Genomic DNA, 25,914 nt, shown 5'->3' with positions numbered 1-25,914 from the left:
TAGGTGGCGGGATACCCGGCGCTGCGCGCCGCCGCCCGAGCATGGGCTCGGGCGCCACGGATATCCGGTTTCGGGGTTGCCACGTGTAGAGCCGAGCCCACGCTCGGCTGCGCTTCTCAGCGCAGCGCCAGATCCACGGCGATGCCAGCAAACAGCGCCGCACCCACCCAGTTGTTGTGCAGGAACGCCTTGAAGCACGGGCCGCGCTCGCGGTTGCGGCAGATCCAGAATTCGTACACCACCAGCACCGCGGCCACGGCCACGCCGGCCAGGTAGTAGCCGCCCAGCCCGCCGCGCACGCCCACCAGCGCCATCGTGGCCAGGAACAGCGCGTACAGCACGCCCTGGATGACCAGGTCGAGATCGCCGAACAGGATCGCGGTGGAGTGCGAGCCCATCTTCAGGTCGTCCTCGCGGTCGACCATGGCGTACCAGGTGTCGTAGGCGGTGGACCACAGGATGTTGCCGGCATACAGCAGCCAGCCCAGTAGTGGCACCTCGCCCTGCACGGCGGCGAACGCCATCGGGATGCCCCAGCCGAACGACATACCCAGGTAGACCTGCGGCAGATGGGTGTAGCGCTTCAGGTAGGGGTAGCTGGCGGCCAGGAACACGCCGATGAAGCTCAGGCCGATGGTCAGCCCGTTCAGGGTCAGCACCAGGCCGAACGCCACCAGCATCAACACCGCGAACAATGCCAACGCAGCGCGGCCACTGATCGCACCGGTGGCCAGTGGGCGCGCTTTGGTGCGCTCCACGTGCGGGTCGAGCCAGCGGTCGGCATAGTCGTTGATGACGCAACCGGCCGAGCGGGTCAGCCACACGCCGGCGGTGAACACGAACAGCGTCCACAGCGGCGGCAGGCCGCCCGCGGCCAGCCACAACGCCCACCAGGTGGGCCACAGCAGCAGCAGCGTGCCGATCGGGCGATCAGCGCGCATCAGACTCCAGTAATGCCGCCAACGCGGCGTCGCCGGCGACTGCGGCGAAGTGAGGGGGGTATCAGCCATGGCGATAGGATACTCCTGCGCCTCCGGCAGGGCTTTGCCCGTGGGGGGAGATTTGTTCGGCGAAACTGGATAGAATGCCGGTCCCGCACCGCCTCATGGCGCTGCGATGCCCGCCCCGGCACTGGTCGGTGGTGCGGCGGTTCTACAACGCGCCCGTAGCTCAGCCGGATAGAGTAGTGGCTTCCGAAGCCATTGGTCGGGGGTTCGAATCCCTCCGGGCGCGCCATCTTCCCTCTGTCTTCTGCCATCACCCGTCACCACGGTATGGTGCGCTGGTCGTGGATTCATTCGGCTTCCCGATCCTCCATTGACGTTCCGCGCGCTGCCTGCCCGATGATCCGCCTGGGCGTAGGTCAGTTCCGGCACGCCGGTACCCGGTAGATTGATCAGCGCTACCGGGTAGTTGTCCAGCCAGATCGCCCGCTGCTGCGCCTAACTCGTGGTCGAGTAGTCGCCAAGGCACTGCCCTGCTTCGTCATACAGAGTGGTCTGAGTCGCGCCACCCACCGGGGTGCGCAGCGGGCGCTCACCACGGTGGTTGTAGGCGTAACTTTCCAGCACGGCATTGCCCTGCCTCACCGCGCTCATGCGGTTGGCATCGTTGTAGGTGAACACCTTGCTGCCGATGCTGGTGGTGTTGCCTGCCGTGTCATGGTTGCGCGCTTCTCCGTCCACCGCCGTCAGCCGATGGCTGGTCGCCGGATAGGTATAGCTGGCGGTGCCTGCCGAGCGGGTCAGTGCGGTGCAATTGCAGGTGGCGTCATACGCCTAGGTTTCGATCGGCGTGCCGGTCGTGCCGTCCGGGCTGGGCTGGGCTGGGCTGGGCTGGGCTGGGCGTACGTGGTCAGGTGGACAGAGCTTAAGGCAATGATTTCAGACCAATGGAGGAGGGTTTGATCACTGCATAACCCAGATCACGACCAAGGGAATCAGCAATATAAGATATACAAGGGACGAGGCCCAGAACGCCAAGAGTAACAACCTGCGCGCTCCTGATGCGCCGTTGCACACCCGCTTCCATCCGCAGATCGGGTACTTGGTCAAGAAATGATCTCGCTCCAGGATCGCAGGCCTGCCAAGGGAATCCCACAGTTCAGGCGAATTTTTCTTTAACTCCCAAACCAGAAAAATTCGCGCAACGAATGCCATCAACAACGTTGCGATAGCAAGCATGCAAAGGGCTTCGAAAACTGATTCCAATGACATTCGAAGAACTTCCTTGTCGAGTTCCATCGTGACAGGGTAGCGGACTGCTTTACCGAGGTCATCAGTCGCTCGACATCATGGCTACTTTGCGTTCCAGACTGCAGCCACGTTGCCGAAGGCAGAACAACTCCCATCCTTACCCCGCTCTGCAGCTAAGCCACGAGCAGAAGAGCAGTCGAACGACTTTCAATTCATTCGCACTGAACGATGCTGACTCCAGCCTACTTGAATCCCTTACAACCGCGCCTTCTTTCCGCCTCGGCGAAGGGGAGTTTTTCTCTTCCCAATCAGCATCGAAGCAACAATAAACATGGCGCCACCGATGATCCACGCCACCCCAATCATTTTATTGTAATGCTCCTGCCCTACAAGTCGAATAATCGACATGTACAGATCACAGTTCACTCGGCAAGGCCCAGTCCCAACCAATGCGCCGCCGATTACTGCCAGGCCAAACGCTATGGTAACAAGCCCAACCACTACTCCGAATGCTCGCAGAATCATTCAGCTACCTCCGCGACCGCCAGTTTGTTATGGAGTCTCGAACCAGATCAATCAGATCAAGAGGACCCGTCTCGGAATTAGATAGCAGAGGATGCGAGAGATCTGAATAATATGGAGTTAGACACTGACACCCTATTGAATGGACCTGCGCAACGGTGGGATTCGATGGAAAGCCACCCCTCATGACGTCGCCACTTGTGCGCCCCTGGGTATCGCGCACGTAGTCAGCCACACTGGCCGAGTAGTTGCCCAGCCACTGCCCCGCCTCGTCATACAGGGTGATCTGTGCCGTGCCACTGGTCGGGGTACGCAGCACGCGCTCGCCGCGATGGTTGTAGGCGTAGCTTTCCATTACAGCATTGCCTTGTTTCACCGCGCTCATGCGGTTGGCACCCAAATACTTACGGTAAAACGGGAAACAGCTGAAAATCACTACTTACACATTTCTCTCGCTCTGGCGAGAACGGCCGCACTTGCTCGTCTGACCTCGAGCTTCCGTACCAACGCGGAACATTCAGGGAGATTTCCAGTCTCCGCTCCATAGATCACGAGTTCACCAGCCCAATCTACCCCATCCAAGTAGAGCACTGCACAATCACCAGCGACCGTACTAATGCGCATCGCACGAACACTCTCCGCGCTCGTGCCTGGCCCCACTTCACCCTCGCACATCCCACCGTAGTACGAACTACTCAGATCCGCATAAATGGGCTTCAGCTGCAGCTCTCCTAAACGGTCATTCTCGCATCCGCCAAGGGCGAGCACGCAGACGGATGAGAGGGATAACGAGCGCAAAAATAGATCTCCTGCATCGAGACAACCCCTGCACAGCCCCGATTTGCGCTGATTATTTACCATTACCCACCGCCAGAGGGACAGGTGGAATCCCCCCTCCTTCCGGCATGAATCAATAATCTGCACTCTCCATGCGCTCGCAAATGAAATTCCCAATTTCCTCTTCCCGCCTCAAACCCACTTCACATAACAAATCTTCAGAGCGCCCCTGAGCACCCTCCGAAGATCTTGGCAGGCTTCTTATTCAAGCTCACAGCAACCACTCGATGCACCTGCTCCCCACAACTTCCCATTACCCCATACAAGATGAGAATCCCACTGTCATTTACGTAGCCGACAAAATTTCCGCCTCCTGCATCCGAGGCCGCTCTGACGAGATAAATAGTCTCCCCCTCTGCCGGCACTAACCCATTCAACTGTAGAGGCGCGAATTTCTCAGCAGCATCCGATGCGTGAACGATGCTCAAGTTTTGAGCGAGCATCCACTGAGCAATCGAATTTTCACTCTGCGGATTCAAGGTGGCCAAGCGATCACTCCGAAGTGTCGTGGAGTTCCCAGGAATGATCTCATCCGATGAAACATCCACCCAATCTGAACTCCATTCAGCGTGTTTGAACTGACTAGTGCTACAGCCTCCTAGCAATGGAAGAAGGAGCGCAGCCACGCGTAGATTCCCTATCATTTGCACCTCAATCTCTTCTTGATAGCGTCCCGAACCCTATCGTCTGGAACGCCCAGATGCTCTGCCATGATGTTCCCCTCCCACCCCGGAACGGGCTTAGTAGAACGAGAGGGCGCCTGTGACACCACATCGTACATATCAAAACGACCATCGTACTTGAATTTCATCAAATGCCCTGCCTCGTGCGCAGCTGTCCACTCAGTGTTTCCTGCATACCATTTACCGACACTGCCTCCGGTTACAGTCGATACCCCCTTCCCCAGCGGAACCTCAACACGGTTTAACCGCCCTTTCTCCGGCTGGCTAACAGTGACTGTAAATCCGGGCGCAGACCAGGTCGATTCAATTGCATTTATCATTTTACTCAGAGTCTCAGGAGTAGCTCCCTCACCACTGAAACGAATAGGGATGTCGATCTGAACTCCGCCGTCCACACAAGTGCAATTGGCCAGCAGTCCGAGCGGATCAGCTGCCCGCACTGGATCAGCTGATACATAGGAGAAGGTGGACACTCCCCCATCCAACCCAATCGGATCACTCTGCGAATAACGGCCCACCGCCGGGTCGTATTCCCGCTGGTAGTTGTAGAACAACCCACTCGCATCCGTCGCCTGCTGGCCCGGGAATCGCAGAGCCAGCTCGAACACCACACCATCGGCATCCGGGTCGGCACTTGGTATCTGGTTGCCGAACACTTCGCTCTTGTTGTTCCACTCCCAGATCGCGACATTGCGCACCGGGTCGATCACCACGCGCGGTGTGCCCAGATGATCCGGCTGGACGTGGGCCAACTCCGGCACGCCGGTACCCGGCACATTGATCAGCGCCACCGGGTAGTTGTCCAGCCAGATGGCCTGCTGCTGCGCTTGGCCCGTGGCCGAGTAGTTGCCCAGCCACTGTCCTGCCTCGTCGTACAGCGTGATCTGCGCCGCGCCACCGGCCGGGGTGCGCAGCACGCGCTCTCCACGATGGTTGTAGCCATAGGTTTCCAGCACCGCATTGCCCTGCTTCACCGCGTTCATGCGGTTGGCATCGTTGTAGGTGAACGTCTTGCTGCCGATGCTGGTGGTGTTACCCACCGCGTCATGGGTGCGCGCTTCGCCATCCACCGCAGTCAGGCGATGGCTGGTTGCGGGATAGGTGTAGCTGGCGGTGCCTACCGACGTGGTCAGCGCGGTCCGATTACCGGTGGCGTCGTAGGCATAGGTTTCGATCGGCGTGCCGGTCGTGCCGTCCTGGGTCTGGGTCAGGCGGCCCAGCGTGTCGTAGGCGTACTTGGCGAGTACCGTTGAGCCTGTGCCGTTCTTCAGCTCGGTGATCGAACCGACCGGGTCGTAGCCATAGCCCAGCGACAGGCCACCTGCGGCCGGGTCGTGTACCGCCTGCGGGCGATAGTCCAGGTCCAGCGGACGCTGCAGCTGTCGGCCATTGCCATAGGTCCAGCCCGTCGCCGGGCCGAAGGCCGCATAGGTCACGTTGTTCACCACGATCTGGCGTGCCTGGCCGGGCCGGGTCAGGCCGATCTGGCTGATGCGGCCCTGGGTGTCGCGTACGTAGTCGGCCACGCTGCCGTCGGGGTAGGTCAACGCGGTCAGGCGGCCCGACTTGCTATAGGCGTAGCGCAGCGTGCTGGCAACGCCGTTGACGGTCTGTACCTTGCGGGTGACCTGGCCGAAACGGTCATAGCAGTACTGGGTACTGCCATTGGCGTGCAGCACCTGCCCCAGCCGTCCCTTAGCGAAGCGCTCGTCGGCGGCACAGGCGGCAGGCGCCACGTCATAGCTGTAGCCCGCGTCCAGATTGGGATCCGGGTAGGCGATGCCGATCAGGCGGTTGAGTGCATCGTAGTGATAGGTGGCGGTGACGCCACGCGCATCGGTAGCGGTCTTGCGATTGCCGGCCGCGTCCACGGTGTAGCTGCTGGCACTGCTGTCCGGGCTGACTTGCCCGGTCAGATCACCGAAACCGTTATAGGCATAAGTAGTGTGCAGACCCTTCGGGTCGGTGACCTGGGTGACCTGATCCAGCGCGTTGTACTGGCTGCGGATCTCCGCGGCCACGCCGCCGACGTCCTGCAGGGTCTGCGCCAAGCGGTTCAGCGGGTCGTACTGCTGGCTGGTCACGCGCTGCAGTGCGTCGGTGATCGTCTGCGGGTTGCCGTTGGCATCGTAGGCAAAGCCGGTGGCGTGGTTGCCTGCGTCCTTCAATGCGGTCAGCTGACCAAGCGTGTTGAAGGTGCGTGCCAAGGTGCGACGAAGGGTGCCAGCAGCATCCAGCGTGTCCTCCCTGAGGCGGTTGCCGGCGTTGTCCAGCGCATAGTGAATGGTGTTGCCCGCACTGTCCGCGATGTCCGTCAGCCGCTGGGCGGCGTCGTAGAGATAGGTAACGCTGCTGCCGTCAGGCTCGGTGATCTGTTGCACCTGGCCGGTCGGCCAGTAGCTGATCTGGGTTACCCGGTGCTCGGCTGTGGTGGCACCGCGCACGGTGACCGAGGTCGGCCAGCCGCGCGCATGGTAGGTGTAACCAGTGACCACGCCGTTGGCGTCCTTGACCGACAACGGCCGCCCGAACGCGTCGTAGGCCAAGGTCTCGACCGTCTGGCCCAGCGCATTGGTCACGCTGCGCAGGTCGCCCTTGCGATAACTGCAGGCGCCATTGGCCGTGCATCCCGCGTCGTCCGCGGTGTAGTAGGCATAGGTGGAGACATCCGCCACATCACTGCGCGGGCCATCCACGCTTCGCAGCAGTCCCACCAGCGGACACTCCGGCCCTTCGGCCTCACAGTAGGCCTGCGTGGTGACGCGGGTGTCACCGGTCACCATGTCGCGCACGGTAATGGTGGTTGGCTGGAGGCGCGCATTGCGTGTGATGCGGATCTCACGGTTACCGACGGTCTGCTGCACCAGCCGATTGCTGTCCATGGCCACGCGCGTTTCGCTGACGCGCTGGTCCGGAGTACCGGCCGCTTCGGTGGTGGTGGTCACGCTGACAGCACCTGCGGCAGCGTCGCTGGCCTCCGCATAGGCGTAGTTGGTGACGACGCCACGGCGGTCGGTCACCGACTGCAGCCGGCGCCGGAAATCGGTGCCCTCGGGCAGATAGGTGCGGCTTATGCTGCCGTTGCTCTCGGTGATGCCATTGACCTTGCGCGGAAGACCACTGGAGCCGATGGCGGTCAAGGCGTAGGTGCTCTGCTTGCCCAGTGCGTCGGTGACGATGGTGGTTCCTGCCAGGGTGTACTCCAGGCGCACGCCATCAATGCCCACGTCGGCCTGACTGCAGTCGCCGGAGTGACGGCTGCAGGTGACCCGCCCCTTGGCGTCGTAGCCGAACCAGCTGTAGCGCCGGGTGTCTTCGGCGGTCACGCCGGTCAGGTAACCCGGGAAGCGGGTGTCCTCATAGTGATAGGCGCGGCTGGCGCCGTCTGCATAAGTCGCTCTGATCAGTTCGCCGACCGGTGAATAGGCGTAGCTCACCACAGGCTGGCCGGCGACCACCAGCGCAGAAATCAGTGAATCGTCGCCCGACACCAGGTACTGGACATCCACGCGCCGACCGGTCGAATGGGTGATACTGAGCAGGCGGCCGCGGCCGTCGTGTGCATAGGTCAGCGACGTTCCGTCTTCGAAATCGCGGCGCTGCATCAGGCCGGTGGCATCGAACTGAATGCGCTCCCCGGCACGTGAAAGCTGCCAGCTGGCGCCCTGCTGGACAGCACGATCGCCGCTTCCGTCCATGGCTTCGTAGCCTGCTCCCACCTTCTGGAATGCCGTCTGCCCGCCATCGGCGCCGATCAGCCCAACTTTCAGTTCAGGGCTGGGAGGGAAGGTGGCGTCGTCTACGCCTGCGGTAAGCCGCAGATTGTGGGAATGGGTCCAGCCCGTACCCAACGCGCCGCCCGCCGTGCTTGTCAGGGAGTGATAGTGGCGTTGGAAGCTCACCCATCCAATGTTGAAGTCAGGCTCAGGCTGGGATTTGTCGCCAGTGGTCGGGTCGCACGGGTTGCCCACAGGGCACTGCTGCGGCGGCAGCGGCGTGCTGGTATAGGACAGCATGGGCGCCATGTGCGGTTCGTCCTGCTGGGCCAGGGAGCACATCTGCAGGCCCTCATTCCACGTCAGGGACGGACGATTCGGACAAAGCGCCGTTCTGGCCCGGCGCACATGCTCCCACCCCACTATCGACGAGCATTCTTGAGTGCTCTGGTGATAGAAGTTCAAGGTGTAATGGAAATCCTTCTCCTCGTTGGTGACGCTACCGTCGTCGCCCCTGCCAAGTCCAAGGAGCTCCACCCAAGGATCCTCCGTGAGTGAAGTCGCCGGGCACTGCGGGTCGCTGACGCGGGTAGCGAGGATCACGCTACGAATCTGATCTTCGGTTGAGTACTCCTGCCCTGAGTGGGTGTAGACCCAGTCAGTAGTAACGATCTTCTCGGGTCTCACCCGGTAATCGTAGATGACCTTCTTTCCAAGGACGCGTTGGCGTTTGACATGCCAATCGAAGGGTTTGTCCTTTTCGTACTGGGAAAAGAGCGACTTGATGTCCTTCTGCACCGCCGCTTCGGTGGCTCGCGGCTGGCCCATCGACAGGTAGCTCTCCCACTTCTTCTGCACCTCCTGCGCCTGCGCAACCCAGGGAGCCAAGCTCCCCAGCGCGATTATCGCCAGTGCGGCACACGAAATGGTCTTCAGTCGCTCCAACATCCCTGTTCTCCTTCCTGGACGAACACAGCACCGGCGGGAACGAGAACGTGGGGCCAATGCCTCACCACGTCATGTTTCGGATCGTCCCTGTTCCGGAATGCGGGCTGACCGCACGGGGAACGTTATCTCCGATGTGGTTTACACATTCAAGTCAGAAACTGTGGAATAGGTCGGATTTCAGAGTTTTCCGATAATCGAAGGCCATCGTCTGCAGAAGGCCAGCCGAGCATGGCTCGGCTCTACAGGCGACCGCACGCCGCCACAAACAGCAACGCCGGGCATGGCCCGGCGTTGTGTTCAAACCAGTCGAGCATGGCTCGACTCTACACAGAGCAGATCAGTACTTGCCGTCAAACGCAAAAATCGGCTTGCGCTGCTTCCACGCACCAGCGGTGAAGTCCGGGAACTCCAGCGTCTGGAAGCTGTTGGCGATCGACTGCTCGCTCAGCGGGGTGATCGCGCTCCACGTCACTGCGTCGTAGATGTCGATCGGCATCGGCGCCTTGGCCTTCAGCGCTTCCACGAACGCATGGATCACGAACCAGTCCATGCCGCCATGGCCGGCGCTGGCAGCGGTGTCGGCATTCTGCTTCCACAGCGGATGTTCGTATTCGTCCTGGTACTTCTTGAACTCTTCCCACTGGTGCGGTGGGCTGCGGCCTTCGATATGGATTGAATGGTTCACGTCCATCCACAGGCCCTTGGTGCCCTGCACGCGGAAGCCCATCGAGTACGGGCGCGGCAGCGAGGTATCGTGCTGCAGCAGGATGGTCTCGCCGTTCTCGCAGGCCAGCGTGGTGGTCACGATGTCGCCCAGCTTGAACTTCACCTTGGTACTGGGATGCGTGGTGCCGCCACTCTTGGCCACGGTGTATTCGTGCAGGCCGCGCGCCTTGGTCGCGAAGGCGTTGATGTGGGTGAAGCGGTTGCCGCGATTGATGCCGGTGTACATCGCGCACGGGCCGATGCCGTGGCTGGGGTAGAGCTCACCATTGCGCTCCACCGAATGCTCGGTGCGCCAGCGTGCTTCGCTCCAGCCCTTGGGGCCGAATTCCACGCCACTGTCGTAGGGTTGGTTCGGGTCGCCGGAGTTGAACTTCACGCCGCGCAGGTCGTGCTGGTAGCCGGCCTGCAGGTGCACCAGCTCGCCGAACAGGCCCTGGCGCACCATCTGCAGCGCGGCCATCACGTCGCGGCGGTAGCAGACGTTCTCCAGCAGCATGTACGGGGTGCCGGTGCTCAACTGGGTCTTCAACACGTCCCAGTGGTCCTGCAGGGTGATGCCGGCCACCACTTCGCAGCCCACGGCCACGCCAGCCTGCATTGCGGCAATCGCCATCGGCGCGTGGTACTCCCACGGCGTGGCAATGATCACGCCATCGATGCCCTTCTGTTCCAGCAAGCGCTTCCAGGCATTGGTGTCACGGTCCTGGCCATAGGTCTTCGGTGCCGGCTTTCCGGCCTTTCTGACCATCTCCACGGCGCGGCCAAGCATGATCGGCTCGATGTCGCACAGGGCGACCACCTCGACATCGTCGCGGCGCACCAGCTCCTTCAGCAGCACCAGGCCACGCATGCCGGTACCGATCATGGCCAGGCGCACCTTGCGCCCACGTGCCCAGGCCGGGGTCTGCGGCAGCAGGCTGCTGGCGGCGACAGCGGCACTGGCCGCAATGAATTCCCTACGCTTCATGGCAAACATCTCTCCTCTTGGCAGCGTGCCGGCCGCAGCCGCCACGCCAGGTCACGCAAACGGAATTACTTGAACCGGTAACCGACAGTCACACTGTAACCACGACCGAAGATGGTCGCGTAGTCACTGGAGTCACCCAGGAAGCTGTTCGGGTCGTAGAACGGCAGGCGATTGAACAGGTTCTTGACCGTGAAGCTCAGGTTCCACGCATCATCCGGGCGCCAGGTGACGCTCATGTTGGCGGTCCACCACGACGGTGCACCATCGCACTTGCTCTTCTGCAGGGCCAGGTAGCCGCCGGTGCAGGTTTCCTTGTTGTTGCTCTTTTCGTCGATCTGGTCGGTGGCCCACTTGGTACCGCCCACGTAGTTGACGAACATGCTGGTGGTGACCTGCTTGTAGGTCCAGTCGGCATTGAGCGTGGCACGCAGGCGCGGGTTGTTGTAGTAGCCCACCACGTCGCCGTAGTACCAGCCGTTGGCTTCATCCATGTAGAAACGGTTGCGGTTGGCGATGGTGGCAGCCAGGCCGATGTTCAGATTGCCCCAGTCCCCCAGCGAGAAGCGGCTGCGCGCATCGATATCGAAGCCGTCGATCAGGGTCTTGCCACGGTTCTTGTACTGGCCCACCACGCTGGCCACATTGCCGGCGGAGTAGCCCGGCAGCACCGACGGGCAGCTCACGCCGCTGGCTGGGTCGGCACACATCGCCGCCAGCTGCGCCAGGTTGGCGCGGTCGCTGTCGGTGATCGGCGAGCGCGACGAGGAGATGATGTCTTCCATGCGGCGGTAGTCCGGCGCGACGATTTCATTGTCGCGGTAGATGAACCAGTAGTCGGCCGACACCGACAGCCAGGTTGCCGGCTCGTAGACGAAGCCGAGGGTGGCGATCTTCGCCTTCTCCGGCTTCAGGTCCTTGTTCGGCTGGGTCATGCGTGCCACGGTGCGGCTGCAATCGACGTTCAGCATGGTCTTGCCCAGATCGACATCACCCGGCCGCTGCGACTTCAGCAGCAGGTTGGCAATGGCGTTGGTCTCGTTGCAGCGCAGCTCGTCACGGTAGCCGCCCAGCTGCGCGAACACGCCGCCGTTGCCGGATTCGGCCAGGCTCGGTGCACGGAAACCGGTCGAATAGGTGCCGCGCAGCATCAGCTGGTCGAACGCCTGGTACTTGAAGCCGATCTTCGGCGCGACGTTGGCGCTGAAGTTCGGGTACTTGTCCACGCGCACCGCCGCATCCAGTTCCAGCTTGTCGGTGATCGGCGCCACGGTCTCGGCGAACAGCGCGTAGGTGTTGCGCTTGCCATCGAACCAGGAACCACCCTGCTGGGTGATCAGGCCGTTGGCCGCATCGGCGTTGCCCGGGGTATAGAAGGTCTCACGGCTGGCGTTGAAGCCAAACGCGGCGCGCATCTCACCGGCCGGCAGCTGGAACAGCGGGCCTTCGATCTTGCCGTCCAGGGTGTGCAGGCGGGTCCACGACTGGATGTCGAAGGTCGGGAACGCTTCACGGATCAACGCAGCGTTGGCTTCGCTGATTTCGCCGAATTTGTACGCCGGGTGATCGGAGATGATCACGCGGCCGGTACCTGGATCGATCGTGTACGGACCGAAGGCCTTCTCGAAACCCTTGGTGTTGACGTTGATCGTCTGGTACGTGGTGGAGTGGGTACCGGCGCTGGCGAACGCAGTCTCCCAGCTCCAGTCACCCCGGTTGCCACGCGCACCGGCCAGCACGCGGTAGCTCTTGTCGGTGTTGCGCTGGCCGAAGTAGTTCGGGCCAGCATCCTGCAGCAGGTAGTTCAGGCCGACCACACCGCCCATCATCGCCTTCATTTCCGGGCTGGCGTGGTTGTACTCGTTGTTCGGGCCCAGGAACGGGTACAGGAACTGGTTGACGTTGTTGCCGGTGTTGCGCGAGAACCAGCTGGTCGGGTTGCCGGTGGTGGTGCCGTAGGTGCGCGGCGTACCGCCGTTGGCGCGCAGGTCGATGTCGGTGTAGGTCGCCTCGGCGAAGATCTCGGTGCTGTCGCCCACCAGGAAGGTGCCGTTGAGGTAGGCAGTGTTGCGCTCGGACTTGGCGCCGGCATCGATCTCGTTGTTCATCCAGGTTTCCCAGACACAACGCGGACCGGCCGCTTCACTGGTCAGCACGTTCTTGCAGCCCGGCGCAGCTTCCTGCACACGACGGCCGGTGACCGGATCGAAGGCGAAATAGCTGCCCGGGTTGAACTCGCCCGGCCTGCTGCCCACGCCCAGGCGCAGGTTGTTGAGGTAGTTCGGATTGTTGACGTAGTACTGGTCGGGGCGCTTGTCGTAGAAATCGCTCAGCGGGATCGCGTCGCGGCGGTACATGTTCACCGCGCCGTAGATGTTGAAGCGGTTCTCGGTCAGGTCACCGAAGCCGGCGGTGATGCTGGCCTGGCGCTCGCCGTAGGAATCGATGCGTGAGGAGGTGTCGTTGGTGAAGCTGACCTCGGCACCCTGGAAGTTGCGCTTGGTGATCACGTTGATCACGCCGGCCACTGCGTCGGTGCCGTACACCGCCGAGGCGCCGTCGGTCAGCACTTCCATGCGCTCGATGGCTGCAGCCGGGATCGCATCGATGTTGACGAACTGGGTCTGGAAGCCGGCCGGTGCGCCGTAGTACGACAGGCGACGGCCGTTCAGCAGCACCAGCGTGCCCTGGGCACCCAGGCCGCGCAGATTGGCCTGCGAAGCACCGTCGGAACCGGTGAACAGCGAGCGCGCATCCTGCTGCGCCGGGCGTGCGGCCGGCAGGTTGTCGAGCACCTGCAGCAGCGTGCGTGCACCCATGTTCTGGATGTCCTGCTTGCTGATCACCTGCACCGGCGAGGCGGTTTCAACGTCGGTGCGGCGGATGTTGGAGCCGGTGACCTCGATGCGGGCCAGGTCGGTGGCCTTGTCCTTGCTCTCCTGGGCGAAGGCAGGAACGGCGACCGACAGCAGCACGCCGGCGATGGCCAGCGTCAGCGGAGCGATCGAACGACAGGGGGGGCGGTGGTGGCGGGCGGGCAACATCGGGGTTCTCTCCTGGCAGGGGTGCGGCGCAAAAAGTGAGCGCGTGGGCGTTCGGCGGGCAAAACGCTCCCGGGCCACGGCCATGAGGGCCGTAGTCGGAATGGGCGGGGGGAGGAGCGGTGTTACGTAGGGGTCATGGGGCGACGATGCTGGCGGAGTCGCCCTCCTGGCCGATCAGCACGGCGTTGGCCCAGTTGGCACAGACCTGGGCGGGTTGGCTGCCCTGGGCACCCAGCGTGCGCAGGCTCAGGGTGGAAAGGCCACGGATGTCCAGCTCCGGCTTGACCACGCCGGGCGCCTTCACCAGGCCGCTGTCGTACAGCAGGCGGTTGTCACCCCAGACCTGGAACTGCAGGCCACCGGCAGTGCGGCAGGCGTCGTCGATGCCGAGGTCGGCACGCAGCAGGTGCCAGCCTCCCTGCAGGCGCAGGTCGATACGGCTGTTGGCGCTGACGCCCAGGCCACGGCGGAACTGCAGGCCGTTCATACGCATGCCGGCGTCGCCACGGAACGACTGGTCGGTGCGTACCTGGCTGGCCAGCGCGGCCGGCACCGGCAGCTCGGAGAGATAGCGCTGCCGGGCCGGTCGCTCCGGTTCCTGGTGTTCAAGAATGTGGAAGGTGGACAAGGCGATCGGGCCGACATCGCGCGGCTGCAATGCATCGAAGGCGCGGGCGCTGCCCTGTGCGGCGGTCACCATCGGGTCGGTGCTGCTGGCGCCGTCGCCTTCGGGGTTCTGCACGCTCAGCACGCGGAAACGCAGCAGGCGGCCGGCGTGGGCCGGGAAGTCGATGCGCTGCACGCCTTCCTTCAGCTGCAGGCGGCCGCGGGCGATCGGCTCGCCCCACTCGCCATTGCTGTCGCCCAGGTACACCTCGTAGTCGCGTACCTGGCCGTGCTTCCAGTTCTTGTCGTTGCGCGGCGCGATGTCGATGCCGTCGATCATCCTGCGCTCGCCGAAGCCGATCACCCACTCGTGCGCACCGGTGCGGACGGCCTGGTTGCGCACGCTGCGGAACCAGGTGCCCGGATCATCATCGAAGGCATTCTCCAGCGCATGGCCGGGTTCTTCGGCCGGGCGATTGACCACCAGCAGGCTGTCGGCCGGCAGTTCGCGGCCCAGCACCGGTGCGGCCGGATAGGTATCGTCGGCGGCTGCAGCAGCCACGGCAAAATCCAGCTGCAGCTGCAGCGGTTGGCGGATGTCCTGCGCGGCGGTGCGCACATGCACGGTGCCGCGGCGTTCACTGGCATCGAAGTACCAGCCCTCGCTGGCGCCGTTGAAGGCGGCGGCATCGGCCAGTACCGGCAGCGCGCGACCACCGGCCTGCACCGCACGCGGCGCCTGGCGGCTGAGCACGCGCAGGCCATAGCGACGCTGCGCCAGCTGGCCGTTGTACTGGCCCTGCACGGCATCAATCTGCACCTGCACCGGGCCACTGCCCTGCGCCGGCGCCTGCACGCGGATCTGCTGCGTGCTCGATTCGCCCTGCTGGTAGCGGCGGGTGTTGCCGTCGTCTTCGTACAGCGTGTACTGCGACTCGCCCTGCGGGTACAGGTCGAACGTCACTTCATCGAGAGGCTTCTCGCCATCGAACAGCATCGACGGGTACATCGGCAGGATCGCACCGGCACGCACGAACACCGGCAGCGTGGCCAGGTCCACCTGGCGGTCGAGCTGGCGGCCATCGGCGGCGGCCTGCACGCGGCGGCCATCCCAGTAGTCGATCCAGCCGCCGGCCGGCAGATGGATGTCGCGGCGCCAGCCACGGCTGGCGGCCTGGCTGCGGTACACCGGCGCCACCAGCAGGTCGCGGCCGAGCAGGAACTGGTACTTGTAGGTTTCATCCTGCGCATGCGGATCGCGCGGGTTGTCCCACATCAGGCCACGCACCGGCGGTGCGCCGGTCTGCGCAGCCTCGTGCACCAGCCCGTACATGTACGGGGTCAGGCGCATCTTCAACTTCAGGTAATCGCGGTTGATGCTGCGGTAGGGCTCGTCGTACCACCACGGGTGCTTGCGCGCGTTCGACGACCAGCCGCTCATGCCCATCAGCACCGGGGTGAACGCCTTCCACTGCAGGTCGCGGGTGAAGGTCTCGGCGCTGCCGCCGAAGATCGCATCGACGTCGCCACTGGCGTAGGCCATGCCGGACAGGCCCGAACCGACCAGGGTCGGTACGTGCCAGCGGATGTAGTCCCAGCTGCTGCTCTGGTCGCCGGTCCATGCCACCGCATAGCGCTGGATGCCGGCCCAGCCCATCACCGTCCACAGGAACGGGCGCGAATCGGAATTGTCGAGGATGCCGTTGAAGGCCTGGCGGTTGGCGTCCATCGCGAACTGGTAGCCCTTGCCGGTCCAGGCCACGTCCAGCTTCTGCACGCGGCTGCCGGCCTTGCCCACTTCCCAGGCGATCTTGTCGACGCCGTTCTCCGTCCACAGACCGGTGCGGAAACCGTACTTGGCCAAGCCCTTCACCGTTTCCGGCAACTGCTTGTAACCGCAGCCGTAACCATCATTGGGCAGGATCCAGCCACCGGGCATGTCGTGGGCGCGGTACTGCTTGGCCACGCTGTCGATCACATCCGGGGTGGTGCCGGTCGGGCCGTCGCTCCAGCCTTCGGGCACGGTGCCGGGCTTCTTGCTGTTGTCGCCGTCGTTGTAGCAATCGGCATCGCCGTAGGACAGCGCCCAGCGCGCGACCATGTTCGGGCGGCCGGTCAGCTGGGTGTAGCGCTCGATCAGCTTCGGCAGATCGGCGCCGACGAAGTAGTACGCATCGAAGCGGTCTTCGCGGTGCAGCAGCGTGGCCTGGTCAGCCTCGCGCAGGTCGTAGCTGCCATCGCTCCACGTGTTGCGCAGCATGCCCCAGCCGCGGCTGCTCAGCAGCATCGGTGCCGGGCTGGGGCGGTCGCCCTCTTCCCAGCCGCCGGAATAGGACACTTCCAGCTCGCGGCCCTTGAACTGGTAACGGCCATTCTGCTGGCCACCACCGTAGTAGCCTTCATCGGCCTGCGAGGACAGCACCTGCACGCTCTGCGTGGCATCCAGGTCCAGCGGCTGCAGTTCCTGCCACAGCGTGGTGGGCTGACCGTTGTCCAAGCGCTCCAGGCGCAGGCGCAGCGGTTGCCGCTGCACATGCAGCACCAGCGCATCGGTGCGTACGCGGATTTCCTGCGCGTCTTCTTCCAGCTGCGCCTGCACGTTCGCCTTGGGCTGCGGCAGCACGATCGGCGCGGCCTTGTCGCCTGCACCGGTGAGCTTGCCGTTGCGGCCGGCCTGCACGCGGATGATGTCGGTGGCCGGCAGTTCGATGCGGATGCGCGCGCCCTTGTCGGTCTGCAGATCCCAGCCCTGCACGCCGTCGCGGCTGGCGCTGGCGCTGACCGAACGCAGGTTGCCGACGGGCTCGGCCCGGGCCGGCATGGACGCCAGCATCAATGCCGGCAACAGGGCCAGCATCAGCGGCGAGCGACGAACGCAGATTTCCACGCGGACTCCCAACCCGTTCACCGGGCGTTTCGAAAGCGATTGGGCCGACTCTAGGGCAGCGATTCGAAAGATGTCAACAAATTGAAAGGAAAAAGGAAGATATATTCCATTGAAACGAAAGTTGTTGCGCCGCAACACTTTGTGTAAGCGCTTGCAGGCGCCTGTTAAGTATTGTGCGATACGGCATTCGGCTCGTTCTTTCGTTTTTCGGAGCACTCCACGGCGGGAAAAGTCATCCCCCCATTTTCTTTCTTTTTACTTTCGCTATTTGACATTTCGAAAGAAAACACAGATGGTGCGCTGGCCCAACTGGAACCTCCGAATGGACGTCACCCTGCTTTCCGATGTGTCCGCCTGGCAGCGCCTTGGCGGAGCCGATACCGCTACCGAAATCGCCCAGCAGCCTGCGCTGTGGGACGCCCTCGCACAGGACCTGTCGCGTGCCCGCGACCGCCTGCAGGCCTTCCTCGGCGACAGCCTCAACGATCCCAACCAGCGCGTGCTGTTCACCGGCGCCGGCAGCTCCGGTTTCATTGCCGAAATGGTGGCCGATGCCATCAACGCGCAATGGCCGGCCGATGTGCGCGTGGTGCATACCACCAGCCTGCTGACCCACCCGGCGCTGTACCTGCAGCGCGAGCGCCCGACCCTGCTGGTCTCGTTCGGCCGCAGCGGCTCCAGCCCGGAAAGCGTGGCGGCGGTGGACCGCGTGCGCAGCGACGTGGATGACGCGCGCTTCCTCGACATCACCTGCAATGCCGATGGCGAACTGGCCCGTCGTGGCGCCGGCCGTGCCGATACCTGCACCCTGCTGATGCCGTCGGCCAGCTGCGACCGCGCCTTCGCCATGACCAGCAGCCTGACCTGCATGCTGCTGGCCGCACTGACCGTGTTCGACCGCTCGCCGTGGGATGCGCGTGTGGCGCGCCTGAAGCAGATCGCCGCGCTGGCCCGCGAAGGCCAGGCGCAGTGGGATGCACCGGTGGCGGCGCTGGCACAGCGCCCGTTCAACCGCATCATCTACCTCGGCAGCGGCCCGCTGGAAGCGCTGGCACGCGAGTGCGCGCTGAAGGTGCTGGAACTGACCGCCGGCCGCGTGCTGGCGCTGGCCAACACCCCGCTGGGCTTCCGTCATGGTCCGAAGTCGACGCTGGATGGCAACACCCTGGTGGTGGTGCTGCGCAGCGTGCAGCCACTGGCGCGCCGCTACGAACAGGACCTGCTGGAAGAACTGCGCCGCGATGGCGTGGCCGGCCAGGTGCTGGCAATCGGCCCGCATTCGGACATCGGCGCCGACGACGAGTACACCCTCACCGTACCGGCACTGGATGATCCCTGGCTGGCACCGGTGTGGCTGGGCTTCGCGCAGCTGTTCGCGCTGCAGCGCTCGGCTGCGCTGGGCCTGACCCCGGACAACCCGTTCCCGGATGGCACCGTCAACCGCGTCGTCAAGGGCGTCACCATCCACCATGGCTGAGCTGATCGCCCACGCCTGCTACGGCATCGACATCGGCGGCACCAAGATCGAGCTGGTGGCGTGCGATGCGGCGATGCAGGTCACCTGGCGCCGCCGCGTGGCCACGCCGCAGGGCGACTACGACGGTTTCCTGCAGGCGGTGGTGACCCTGGTCGCCGAGGCCGATGCCGCGCTGGGCCGCAGTGATGCGGCGATCGGCATCGCCCTGCCCGGCGTGCGCGACCGCCGCAGCGGCCGCCAGCTCAGCGCGAACGTGCCGGCGTTGACCGGCCACAGCGTGGCGGCCGACCTGCAGGCGCGCCTGCAGCGGCCGCTGCATTTCGGTAACGACCTGCAGTGTTTTGCCCTGTCGGAAGCACACGGCGGTGCCGCCGACGGCTATCCCAGCATGTTCGGCGCCATCCTCGGCACAGGCGCGGGTGGTGGCTTCTGCCTGCACGGCCGCCTGCTGTCCGGTTTCAACGGGCTGGCCGGCGAATGGGGCCACTGGAGCGTGCCCGGTCATCTGCTGCAGCGCCACGGCCTGTCGCTGATCGACTGCGCCTGCGGCCTGCAGGGCTGCGTGGAGCGCTATGTGTCCGGCAGTGGCGTGGCGATGATCGAGCGTCACCTCGGTGGCAGCGCCGCCGACGCCAGCGCGGTGATCGCGCTGGCCGAAGCCGGCGATGCGCGCGCGCGCAAGGCGCTGGACATCCATCGCGACCTGCTCGGCCACAGCCTGGCGGCGCTGGTGCTGGCGCTGGACCCGCACGTGATCGTGCTCGGCGGCGGCCTTTCGCAGTACGCGCCGCTGTACGAGCACCTGCCCGCCGCCATCGCCGCCCATCTGTTCAAGGGTGTGCAGGTGCCACCGATCGTGCCGCCACGCTTCGGCGATGCCGGTGGCGCACGTGGTGCTGCCCTGCTCGCCTGCCAACCCTCGTTTTCCTGATGTCCGGAGCCTGACCATGTCCCCGTTGCAGACCCTGCTTGCCTCCCACCGCGCCGGTGCCAACGTCGGCCTGTACAGCGTCTGCTGCAGCAACGAGCAGGTGCTGCGCGCGGCCATGCACGTGGCGCTGGCACACGGCACCGTGCTGCTGATCGAGGCCACCTCCAACCAGGTCGACCAGTTCGGCGGCTACACCGGCATGACCCCGCCGCAGTACCGCGATTACGTGGGCACGCTGGCCGATGAGGAAGGCTTCCCGCGAGAACGGCTGATCCTGGGCGGTGACCACCTCGGCCCGAATGCCTGGCAGAAGCGCCCGGCCGCCGAAGCGATGACCCACGCGCGCGTGCTGATCGAGGCCTACGTCGCCGCCGGCTTCCACAAGATCCACCTGGACTGCAGCATGTCCTGCGCCGATGACCCGGTGCCGCTGCCCGATGCCATCGTCGCCGCGCGTTCGGCCGAGCTGGCCGAGATCGCCGAGCGCACCGCCGCCGAGCACAGCCTGCCGCCGCCGGTCTACGTGATCGGTACCGAAGTGCCGATTCCCGGTGGCGAAGCCTCGCTGGCCGAAGGCCTGCAGGTGACCACGCCGGCCGCCGCCGCGCAGACCCTGGCCATCCACCAGCAGGCGTTCGACACGCCGCAGCTGCGCGATGCGTGGCAGCGCGTGATCGCGATGGTGGTGCAGCCGGGCGTGGACTTCGACCACAGCAGCGTGCACGAGTACGACGCGGCCGCCGCCAGCACGCTGGCTGATTTCCTGGAACAGCAACCGCGCATCGTGTTCGAGGCGCACTCCACCGATTACCAGCGCGAGAGTGGCCTGCACGCGCTGGTGCGCGACCACTTCGCCATCCTCAAGGTCGGCCCGGCGGCGACCTTCGCCTATCGCGAGGCGCTGTTCGCGCTGGCCGCGATCGAGGCCGAACTGCTGCCAGCCGCGCAGTGCTCGCGCCTGCCGCAGGTGCTGGACGAGGTGATGGTGGCGCAGCCGAAGTACTGGCAGTCCTATTACCAGGGCGATGAGGCGGCGCTGCGCCTGCTGCGCAGTTACTCCTTCAGCGACCGCTGCCGCTACTACTGGGGCGAGCCCGCGCTGGTACAGGCGGTGCAGACCCTGTTCGCCAACCTGGAGCAGCATGCGCCGCCGCTGGTGCTGCTCAGCCAGTACCTGCCGGAGCAGTACCGCGCCGTGCGCGAGGGCCGTCTGGCCAACACCCCCACCGCCCTGGTGCAGCACCGTATCGGCCTGTGCCTGGGCGAATACGCCCGCGCCTGCAGCGCCAACCAGGCCGGCCCCCGCGCGCAGAACGCAGGTTCGGCTGCCGCCGATCTTGCGAACGGCTAATCTCTACCTTTTCCCGCGAAACCGAGAATGGCCATGCGCAACACCCGCTCCCGCCGGCAACAGATCCTGCAGCTGCTGATCGAGCACGGCTCGGTGCAGGTGGCCGATCTGGTCGAGCGCTTTGGCGTGTCGGCGGTGACCATCCGTGCCGACCTGACCCACTTCGAGTCGCAGGGCCTGGCCAACCGCACCCACGGCGGCGCCACCCTGGTGCGCACGCCTCCACAGGAACAGGACATCCACGAGAAGGACGCGCTGAACCTGCCGCTGAAGGAATCGATCGGTGCGCGCGCCGCACGCCTGGTGCAGCCTGGTGACAACATCATCATCGACTCCGGCTCGACCACGATGACCTTGGCCCGCCACCTGCGCGCGCATCGCGATGTAACGGTGATGACCAACGGCCTGAACATCGCCTGGGAGCTGGCCAATGCGGCGGGCATTACCGTACTGCTGACCGGTGGTCTGCTGCGCCAGCAGTCGCTTTCGCTGCAGGGCAGCCAGGCCGAAGCCAGCCTCAACTCGTACAGCTTCGACACCCTGTTCCTGGGCGTGGATGGCCTGGACCTGCAGTTCGGCCTGACCACCCACGACGAAGCCGAAGCCCGCCTCAACCATCGCATGGTCGAGCGCGCACGCCGCATCGTGGTGCTGACCGACGCCTCCAAGTTCGGCCGCGTCAGCCTGCACCGCATCGCTCTGCTGGATCAGATCCACGCCATCATCACCGACGCCGGCATCGACGATGCGACCCGTGAGGGGCTGCAGCGGCTGGGCATCGAAGTGATCATCGCCGAGCCCACCGCATGACCGACACCCGCACCCTGCATGGCCGCATCCTCACCCCGCTGGGCTGGCGACGCGGCCACGTCCACTTCGATTCGCAGGTGCGCCAGCTGCAGGTGGACGACCACAGCGGTGCCGATGATCTGCAGCTGCCGGTGATCCTGCCCGGCTTCATCGACCTGCATGTGCATGGCGCCGCCGGCGTGGACCTGATGCAGGGTGGCGACGTGGCCCGCACCATCGCCCGCACCCATCTGCGCTTCGGCACCACCACGCTGCTGGCAACCACCATGACCGCCGGGCTGGACGAGATCGAGCACGCGCTGCAGGGTGTGGCCGCCACCATGGCGGCACCCGACGCCGAAGCCGCCTGCATTGCCGGCGTGCATCTGGAAGGTCCGTTCATCAGCCCGCAGCGTCTTGGCGCGCAGCCGAACCGCACGATCGAGGCGACGCTGGCACTGGTGCAGCAGCTGCATGCGCTGGCACCGATCCGGGTGATGACGCTGGCTCCGGAGATCGGCGAGCACACCGCGTTGATTCCCGCGCTTTCGGCAATGGGCATCCGCGTGCAGCTTGGTCACAGTGCTGGCACCTACGAGGAAGGCGTGGCCGCGCTGCAGGCCGGTGCCTCCGGCTTCACCCATCTGTTCAACGGCATGACCGGCGTCGATCACTATCGCCCCGGCATTGCGGCGGCGGCGCTGGCACATGCGCAGTACGCCGAGATCATTCCCGACCTGCAGCACATTCACCCCGGCGTGATCCGCCTGGCCGCGCGCGCGATTCCGCGCCTGTACGCGGTGACCGACGCCACCGCCGCCACCGGCATGCCCGATGGCGAGTACGCCCTGGGCGAACAGCGCGTGCACAAGTGCGGCGGCTGCGTGCGCCTGGCCACCGGTTCGCTGGCCGGCAGCGCACTGACCATGGACCAGGCGCTGCGCAATCTGGTGCATGTGGGCCTGGACCTGGCCGATGCCTCGCAACGTGTTTCCACCTTCCCCGCCGCGTATCTCGGCCTGGACGATCGCGGCCGCATCGCGCCCGACGCCCGCGCCGACCTGGTGGTGCTGGATGCCGAACTGCGCCTGCAGCAGGTGGTGGTTGGTGGGCGCGTAGTTGATTTGACCTGACGCACGCGATGCGGCCCGGACGCCGCGCGGGCTCCCTGTAGAGCCGAGCCATGCTCGGCTCACCGCGCGAAGCGCGGCATGGAGAACCTCGATATCGGAACGGAAAGCAGCCGAGCATGGCTCGGCTCTACATGAAGCGCGCAAGCGCAATGCATCAGCCACGCACCATCCCCGTTATTCCAGGAATACGCCGATGACCGCAGCCGCCGCACCTGCCGTACCCGTTTCCACCGCCTCGCGTTGGCCCGTACGCTACCTGCTCTTCATCGGCGGCCTCGGTGGCCTGCTGTACGGCATCGACATCGGCATCATCGCCGGTGCCCTGCCCTATCTTGAAGCGACCGCCAGTCACGCCTGGCAGCTCAGCAGCCAGCAGCTCGGCTTCGTCGTGGCGGCGGTGCTGCTGGGCAGCGTGCTGTCCTCGCTGTTCGCCGGCATGGTCGCCGACCTGATCGGCCGCCGCGGCGCGATGCTGCTGGCCGGCCTGCTGTTCACCGCCTCGATTCCGATCATGGCGCTGGCCTCGGGCTACACGCCGTTGCTGCTCGGCCGGCTGCTGCAGGGCATCAGTGGCGGCCTGATCGGCGTGGTGATTCCGCTGTACCTGGCCGAAGTGCTCAGCCCCGAGCGACGCGGGCGCGGCGCGGCCATGTTCCAGCTGCTGCTGACCGTTGGCCTGGTGCTGGCTGCCCTGATCGGCCTCTACCACGCCCACGCCGTGGATGCCGCCGCCGAAGCCGTGCGCTCACTGCCGGTCGCGCAGCAGGCGCAGGAGCTGTTTGCGGTGAAGGACCACGCCTGGCGCACCATCTTCTGGACCTGCCTGGCGCCGGGCCTGCTGTTCTGCGCCGGCATCTTCTGGTTGTCCGAATCGCCGCGCTGGCTGGTGCGTCGCGGCCGCATCGATGATGCGCGCCGCAGCCTGCAGCGCGTGCTGCCCGCTTCGGAGGTGGAGCCGACGCTTGCACAGATCCAGGCACCGGAATCGAGCAGCGGCAGCGGCAAGCGCGACCCGCTGCTCAGCCGCCGCTACGTGGTGCCGTTCCTGCTCGCCTGCGTAGTGCTGGCCTGCACCCAGGCCACCGGCATCAACTCGGTGCTGGCCTACGCGGTGAACATTCTCAACCAGGCCGGCCTGTCCGGCTCGGTGGCCAATGGCGCCGACGTGGCGATCAAGCTGCTCAATGCGGTGATGACCGTGGTCGCGCTGCTGCTGGTCGACCGCAAGGGCCGCAAGTTCCTGCTTATGCTCGGCAGTGGCGGCATCTGCGTGGCCCTGCTGGCCGCCGCCACCCTCTTCTTCCAGGCCGAACGCGGCCGCACCGACGTGCAGCCGCAGCTGCAGGCGGCAGTCAGCGGCGACGGCCTGCAGCTGGTGCTGGATGATGCGCAATGGCAGCGCCTCGGCGCTGGCATCGACAGCCAGGGCCGACCGATGCAGCTGACCGTGTCGTATGCCTACGGCGACTTCACCAATGTGCGCGCCCTGCGCAGCGACAACCTGACCGACCGCGAGCTGCGCATCGAGCGTGCCGGCACCGTGCAGCCGGACAGCGTGATCGGCGCGTTCTTCCGCAAACTGCACCTGAATCCGTTCGCCGACCCGGCCAAGGCCGCGCAGGCTCCGCTGCGCATCGAGCAGGCGCGCATCGGCCCGGTGCCGCCACCGGCGCACGGCTGGGCCGTGGCCGCCTGCATCCTAGTGTTCGTCGCGTTCTTCGCGGTCGGGCCCGGCGTCTGCGTGTGGCTCGCGCTGTCCGAGCTGATGCCGAACCGCATCCGCTCCAACGGCATGAGCATCGCGCTGCTGATCAACCAGTTCGTGTCCACCACTATCGCCGCGATCTTCCTGCCCACGGTGGGGCACTACGGCTACGCCAGCATGTTCGTGTTCTGGGCGGCGTGCACCTTCGTGTTCTTCCTGGTAGCCGCGTTCTGGCTGCCGGAGACCAAGGGCAAGTCGCTGGAAGAGATCGAGGCCCGCTTCGCCCGGTAGCGGTCGACTTTGGTCGACCTCCGCGCGCAGCGCGGGTTCATGGCGCGCCCGTCATTCGCCAGTGATGTGCTTCGCCAGCTCCCGCGCTTCGGCAACGCTGGACAAGCCGCTCAGCATCATCGATTCGCCGAACGGCCCCTGCACCGTCGCCACCATCAGCACGCGGCCATCCACGCTGATCGCCGCACGCTGGCCCACCAGTGCCGCGGTGCCATCGTGGATGCGCTGATGCGCCTCCGGCCGATAGCGGATCTGCAGGCCCGGCTGCTTGCCTTCATCCAGCACATAGCGCACATCGGCAATGTCGGCACTGCCGGCAATCGGCGGCTCGCGCAGGGCCAAGGTCTCGCCCTGCCACTGCGCCGGCGTACCTTTGCCCGCCGCATCGACCGCACTCAGGCGCACGTCCACGCCGGGGCGTGGCGCATGATCCTTACCTGCCAACGCACCGGGTGTAGCGCCCGGCATGCATCCGGTCAGGGTCAACGCCATGCCCAGCAACAGGGGAAGCGCAGCCCTCACTTCAGCTTCCGCAGCTTGAACGCCACCAGCACCTGCAACAGCCCGTACAGCAGGCTGCCGATGCCGATCCACAGCGTGGTCACCGCAACGCCTGCATACGGATTGGCCGCGAACAGCAGGCCCAGCACCACCGCCAGCACGCCACTGAGGATCAGCAGCCACTCACCCTGGATCTGCTTGCGCACGCGGATCGCGAACACGATGCGATAGATGCCGGCCACCAGCAGCCACGCTGCCAGGAACAGCACCAGCACGCTGGCGGTGGCCAGCGGATTGATCACCGCCAGGATGCCGAAACCCAGCGAGGCGATGGCATACAGCGCCAGCCAGCCACGCGAGGCACCGCTGCCGCCGCTGACCAGTGCGAACAGGCTGATGACACCTTCAACGATGGCCATCACGCCCAGTGTCCACGCCAGCGCCATCGCTGCGGACAACGGCCAGCCGATGGCAACGATGCCGAAACCCAGTGCGACGAGCCCGTACAGCAGCAGTATCCACCAGCTGCGCCCAACCGCCGACAACAGGGGAGACAAGGGGGAATTCATGGCCACTCCTTCGATCCGGAACCGGGCTCATCCTAGCCC

15 protein-coding genes, 1 tRNA gene and 2 pseudogenes are annotated in these 25,914 nt (G+C 65.0%); 7 read left to right on the top strand and 11 right to left on the bottom strand.

Annotated features, from left to right (window positions below; genetic code table 11):
* Nucleotides 1-116 precede the first annotated feature (116 nt).
* Entirely contained in the window at nucleotides 117-1,010 is an 894-nt protein-coding gene (gene ubiA / locus R1L06_RS04110) for a 4-hydroxybenzoate octaprenyltransferase (RefSeq protein ID WP_317216976.1), read from the bottom strand.
* 149 nt (nucleotides 1,011-1,159) lie between these two features.
* Here ubiA and R1L06_RS04105 point away from each other — a divergent pair.
* A tRNA-Arg gene (locus tag R1L06_RS04105) sits at nucleotides 1,160-1,236 on the top strand.
* A gap of 107 nt (nucleotides 1,237-1,343) precedes the next feature.
* On the opposite strand, the pseudogene R1L06_RS04100 reads toward R1L06_RS04105, so the two are convergent.
* The 8 genes and pseudogenes from R1L06_RS04100 to R1L06_RS04070 form a co-directional block, all read right to left on the bottom strand.
* A pseudogene (locus R1L06_RS04100) lies at nucleotides 1,344-1,811 on the bottom strand (RHS repeat-associated core domain-containing protein); the annotation flags it as partial.
* 96 nt (nucleotides 1,812-1,907) lie between these two features.
* A complete protein-coding gene (locus tag R1L06_RS04095) occupies nucleotides 1,908-2,243 on the bottom strand; it encodes a hypothetical protein (RefSeq protein WP_152904907.1) in 336 nt (111 codons plus the stop codon).
* Between the two features lie 709 nt (nucleotides 2,244-2,952).
* Nucleotides 2,953-3,120: pseudogene (locus R1L06_RS20470) on the bottom strand (RHS repeat domain-containing protein); the annotation flags it as partial.
* Nucleotides 3,121-3,712: 592 nt separating this feature from the next.
* A complete protein-coding gene (locus R1L06_RS04090) occupies nucleotides 3,713-4,042 on the bottom strand; it encodes a hypothetical protein (RefSeq protein ID WP_239667442.1) in 330 nt (109 codons plus the stop codon).
* Nucleotides 4,043-4,194: 152 nt separating this feature from the next.
* Entirely contained in the window at nucleotides 4,195-8,901 is a 4,707-nt protein-coding gene (locus R1L06_RS04085; protein WP_317216975.1) for an RHS repeat-associated core domain-containing protein, read from the bottom strand.
* Between the two features lie 337 nt (nucleotides 8,902-9,238).
* On the bottom strand, nucleotides 9,239-10,594 hold the full coding sequence (locus tag R1L06_RS04080; RefSeq protein WP_317216974.1) for a Gfo/Idh/MocA family protein: 1,356 nt from the start codon (nucleotides 10,592-10,594) through the stop codon (nucleotides 9,239-9,241).
* Between the two features lie 65 nt (nucleotides 10,595-10,659).
* The gene (locus tag R1L06_RS04075; protein ID WP_317216973.1) at nucleotides 10,660-13,635 is read right to left on the bottom strand and encodes a TonB-dependent receptor domain-containing protein; all 2,976 of its coding nucleotides are present in this window, start codon (nucleotides 13,633-13,635) and stop codon (nucleotides 10,660-10,662) included.
* 133 nt (nucleotides 13,636-13,768) lie between these two features.
* On the bottom strand, nucleotides 13,769-17,128 hold the full coding sequence (locus R1L06_RS04070) for a TIM-barrel domain-containing protein (RefSeq protein WP_317216972.1): 3,360 nt from the start codon (nucleotides 17,126-17,128) through the stop codon (nucleotides 13,769-13,771).
* 322 nt (nucleotides 17,129-17,450) lie between these two features.
* Between R1L06_RS04070 and R1L06_RS04065 the strand changes: the two genes are divergently transcribed.
* The 6 genes from R1L06_RS04065 to R1L06_RS04040 all read left to right on the top strand — a co-directional run bounded on the left by R1L06_RS04065 (nucleotide 17,451) and on the right by R1L06_RS04040 (nucleotide 24,805).
* Entirely contained in the window at nucleotides 17,451-18,605 is a 1,155-nt protein-coding gene (locus tag R1L06_RS04065; protein WP_125895461.1) for an SIS domain-containing protein, read from the top strand.
* Nucleotides 18,598-19,536, top strand: coding sequence for an ROK family protein (locus tag R1L06_RS04060; RefSeq protein WP_317216971.1), 939 nt, complete (start codon nucleotides 18,598-18,600; stop codon nucleotides 19,534-19,536). The genes R1L06_RS04065 and R1L06_RS04060 overlap by 8 nt, the downstream gene beginning before the upstream one ends.
* A gap of 16 nt (nucleotides 19,537-19,552) precedes the next feature.
* Nucleotides 19,553-20,887, top strand: coding sequence for a D-tagatose-bisphosphate aldolase, class II, non-catalytic subunit (locus R1L06_RS04055; RefSeq protein ID WP_317216970.1), 1,335 nt, complete (start codon nucleotides 19,553-19,555; stop codon nucleotides 20,885-20,887).
* A gap of 33 nt (nucleotides 20,888-20,920) precedes the next feature.
* Nucleotides 20,921-21,697 carry a DeoR family transcriptional regulator gene (locus R1L06_RS04050; protein WP_014038836.1) on the top strand — a complete coding sequence of 259 codons (777 nt, stop codon included), beginning with the start codon at nucleotides 20,921-20,923 and terminating at the stop codon, nucleotides 21,695-21,697.
* The gene (nagA, locus tag R1L06_RS04045; RefSeq protein WP_317216969.1) at nucleotides 21,694-22,809 is read left to right on the top strand and encodes an N-acetylglucosamine-6-phosphate deacetylase; all 1,116 of its coding nucleotides are present in this window, start codon (nucleotides 21,694-21,696) and stop codon (nucleotides 22,807-22,809) included. Before R1L06_RS04050 ends, nagA begins: the two co-directional genes overlap by 4 nt.
* Nucleotides 22,810-23,002: 193 nt before the next feature.
* A complete protein-coding gene (locus R1L06_RS04040; protein WP_317216968.1) occupies nucleotides 23,003-24,805 on the top strand; it encodes an MFS transporter in 1,803 nt (600 codons plus the stop codon).
* 51 nt (nucleotides 24,806-24,856) lie between these two features.
* Here the strand turns inward: R1L06_RS04040 and R1L06_RS04035 are convergent, their stop codons facing one another.
* Complete coding sequence (locus R1L06_RS04035) at nucleotides 24,857-25,327, bottom strand: SecDF P1 head subdomain-containing protein (RefSeq protein ID WP_049422588.1); 471 nt, start codon at nucleotides 25,325-25,327, stop codon at nucleotides 24,857-24,859.
* On the bottom strand, nucleotides 25,324-25,875 hold the full coding sequence (locus R1L06_RS04030; protein WP_006399985.1) for an HdeD family acid-resistance protein: 552 nt from the start codon (nucleotides 25,873-25,875) through the stop codon (nucleotides 25,324-25,326). Before R1L06_RS04030 ends, R1L06_RS04035 begins: the two co-directional genes overlap by 4 nt.
* Between the last annotated feature and the right edge of the window lie 39 nt (nucleotides 25,876-25,914).

It is taken from the genome of Stenotrophomonas mexicanensis (assembly GCF_032911605.1).
Lineage (GTDB): Bacteria > Pseudomonadota > Gammaproteobacteria > Xanthomonadales > Xanthomonadaceae > Stenotrophomonas > Stenotrophomonas maltophilia_A.
This window is presented reverse-complemented; position numbering and strand designations above follow the sequence as displayed.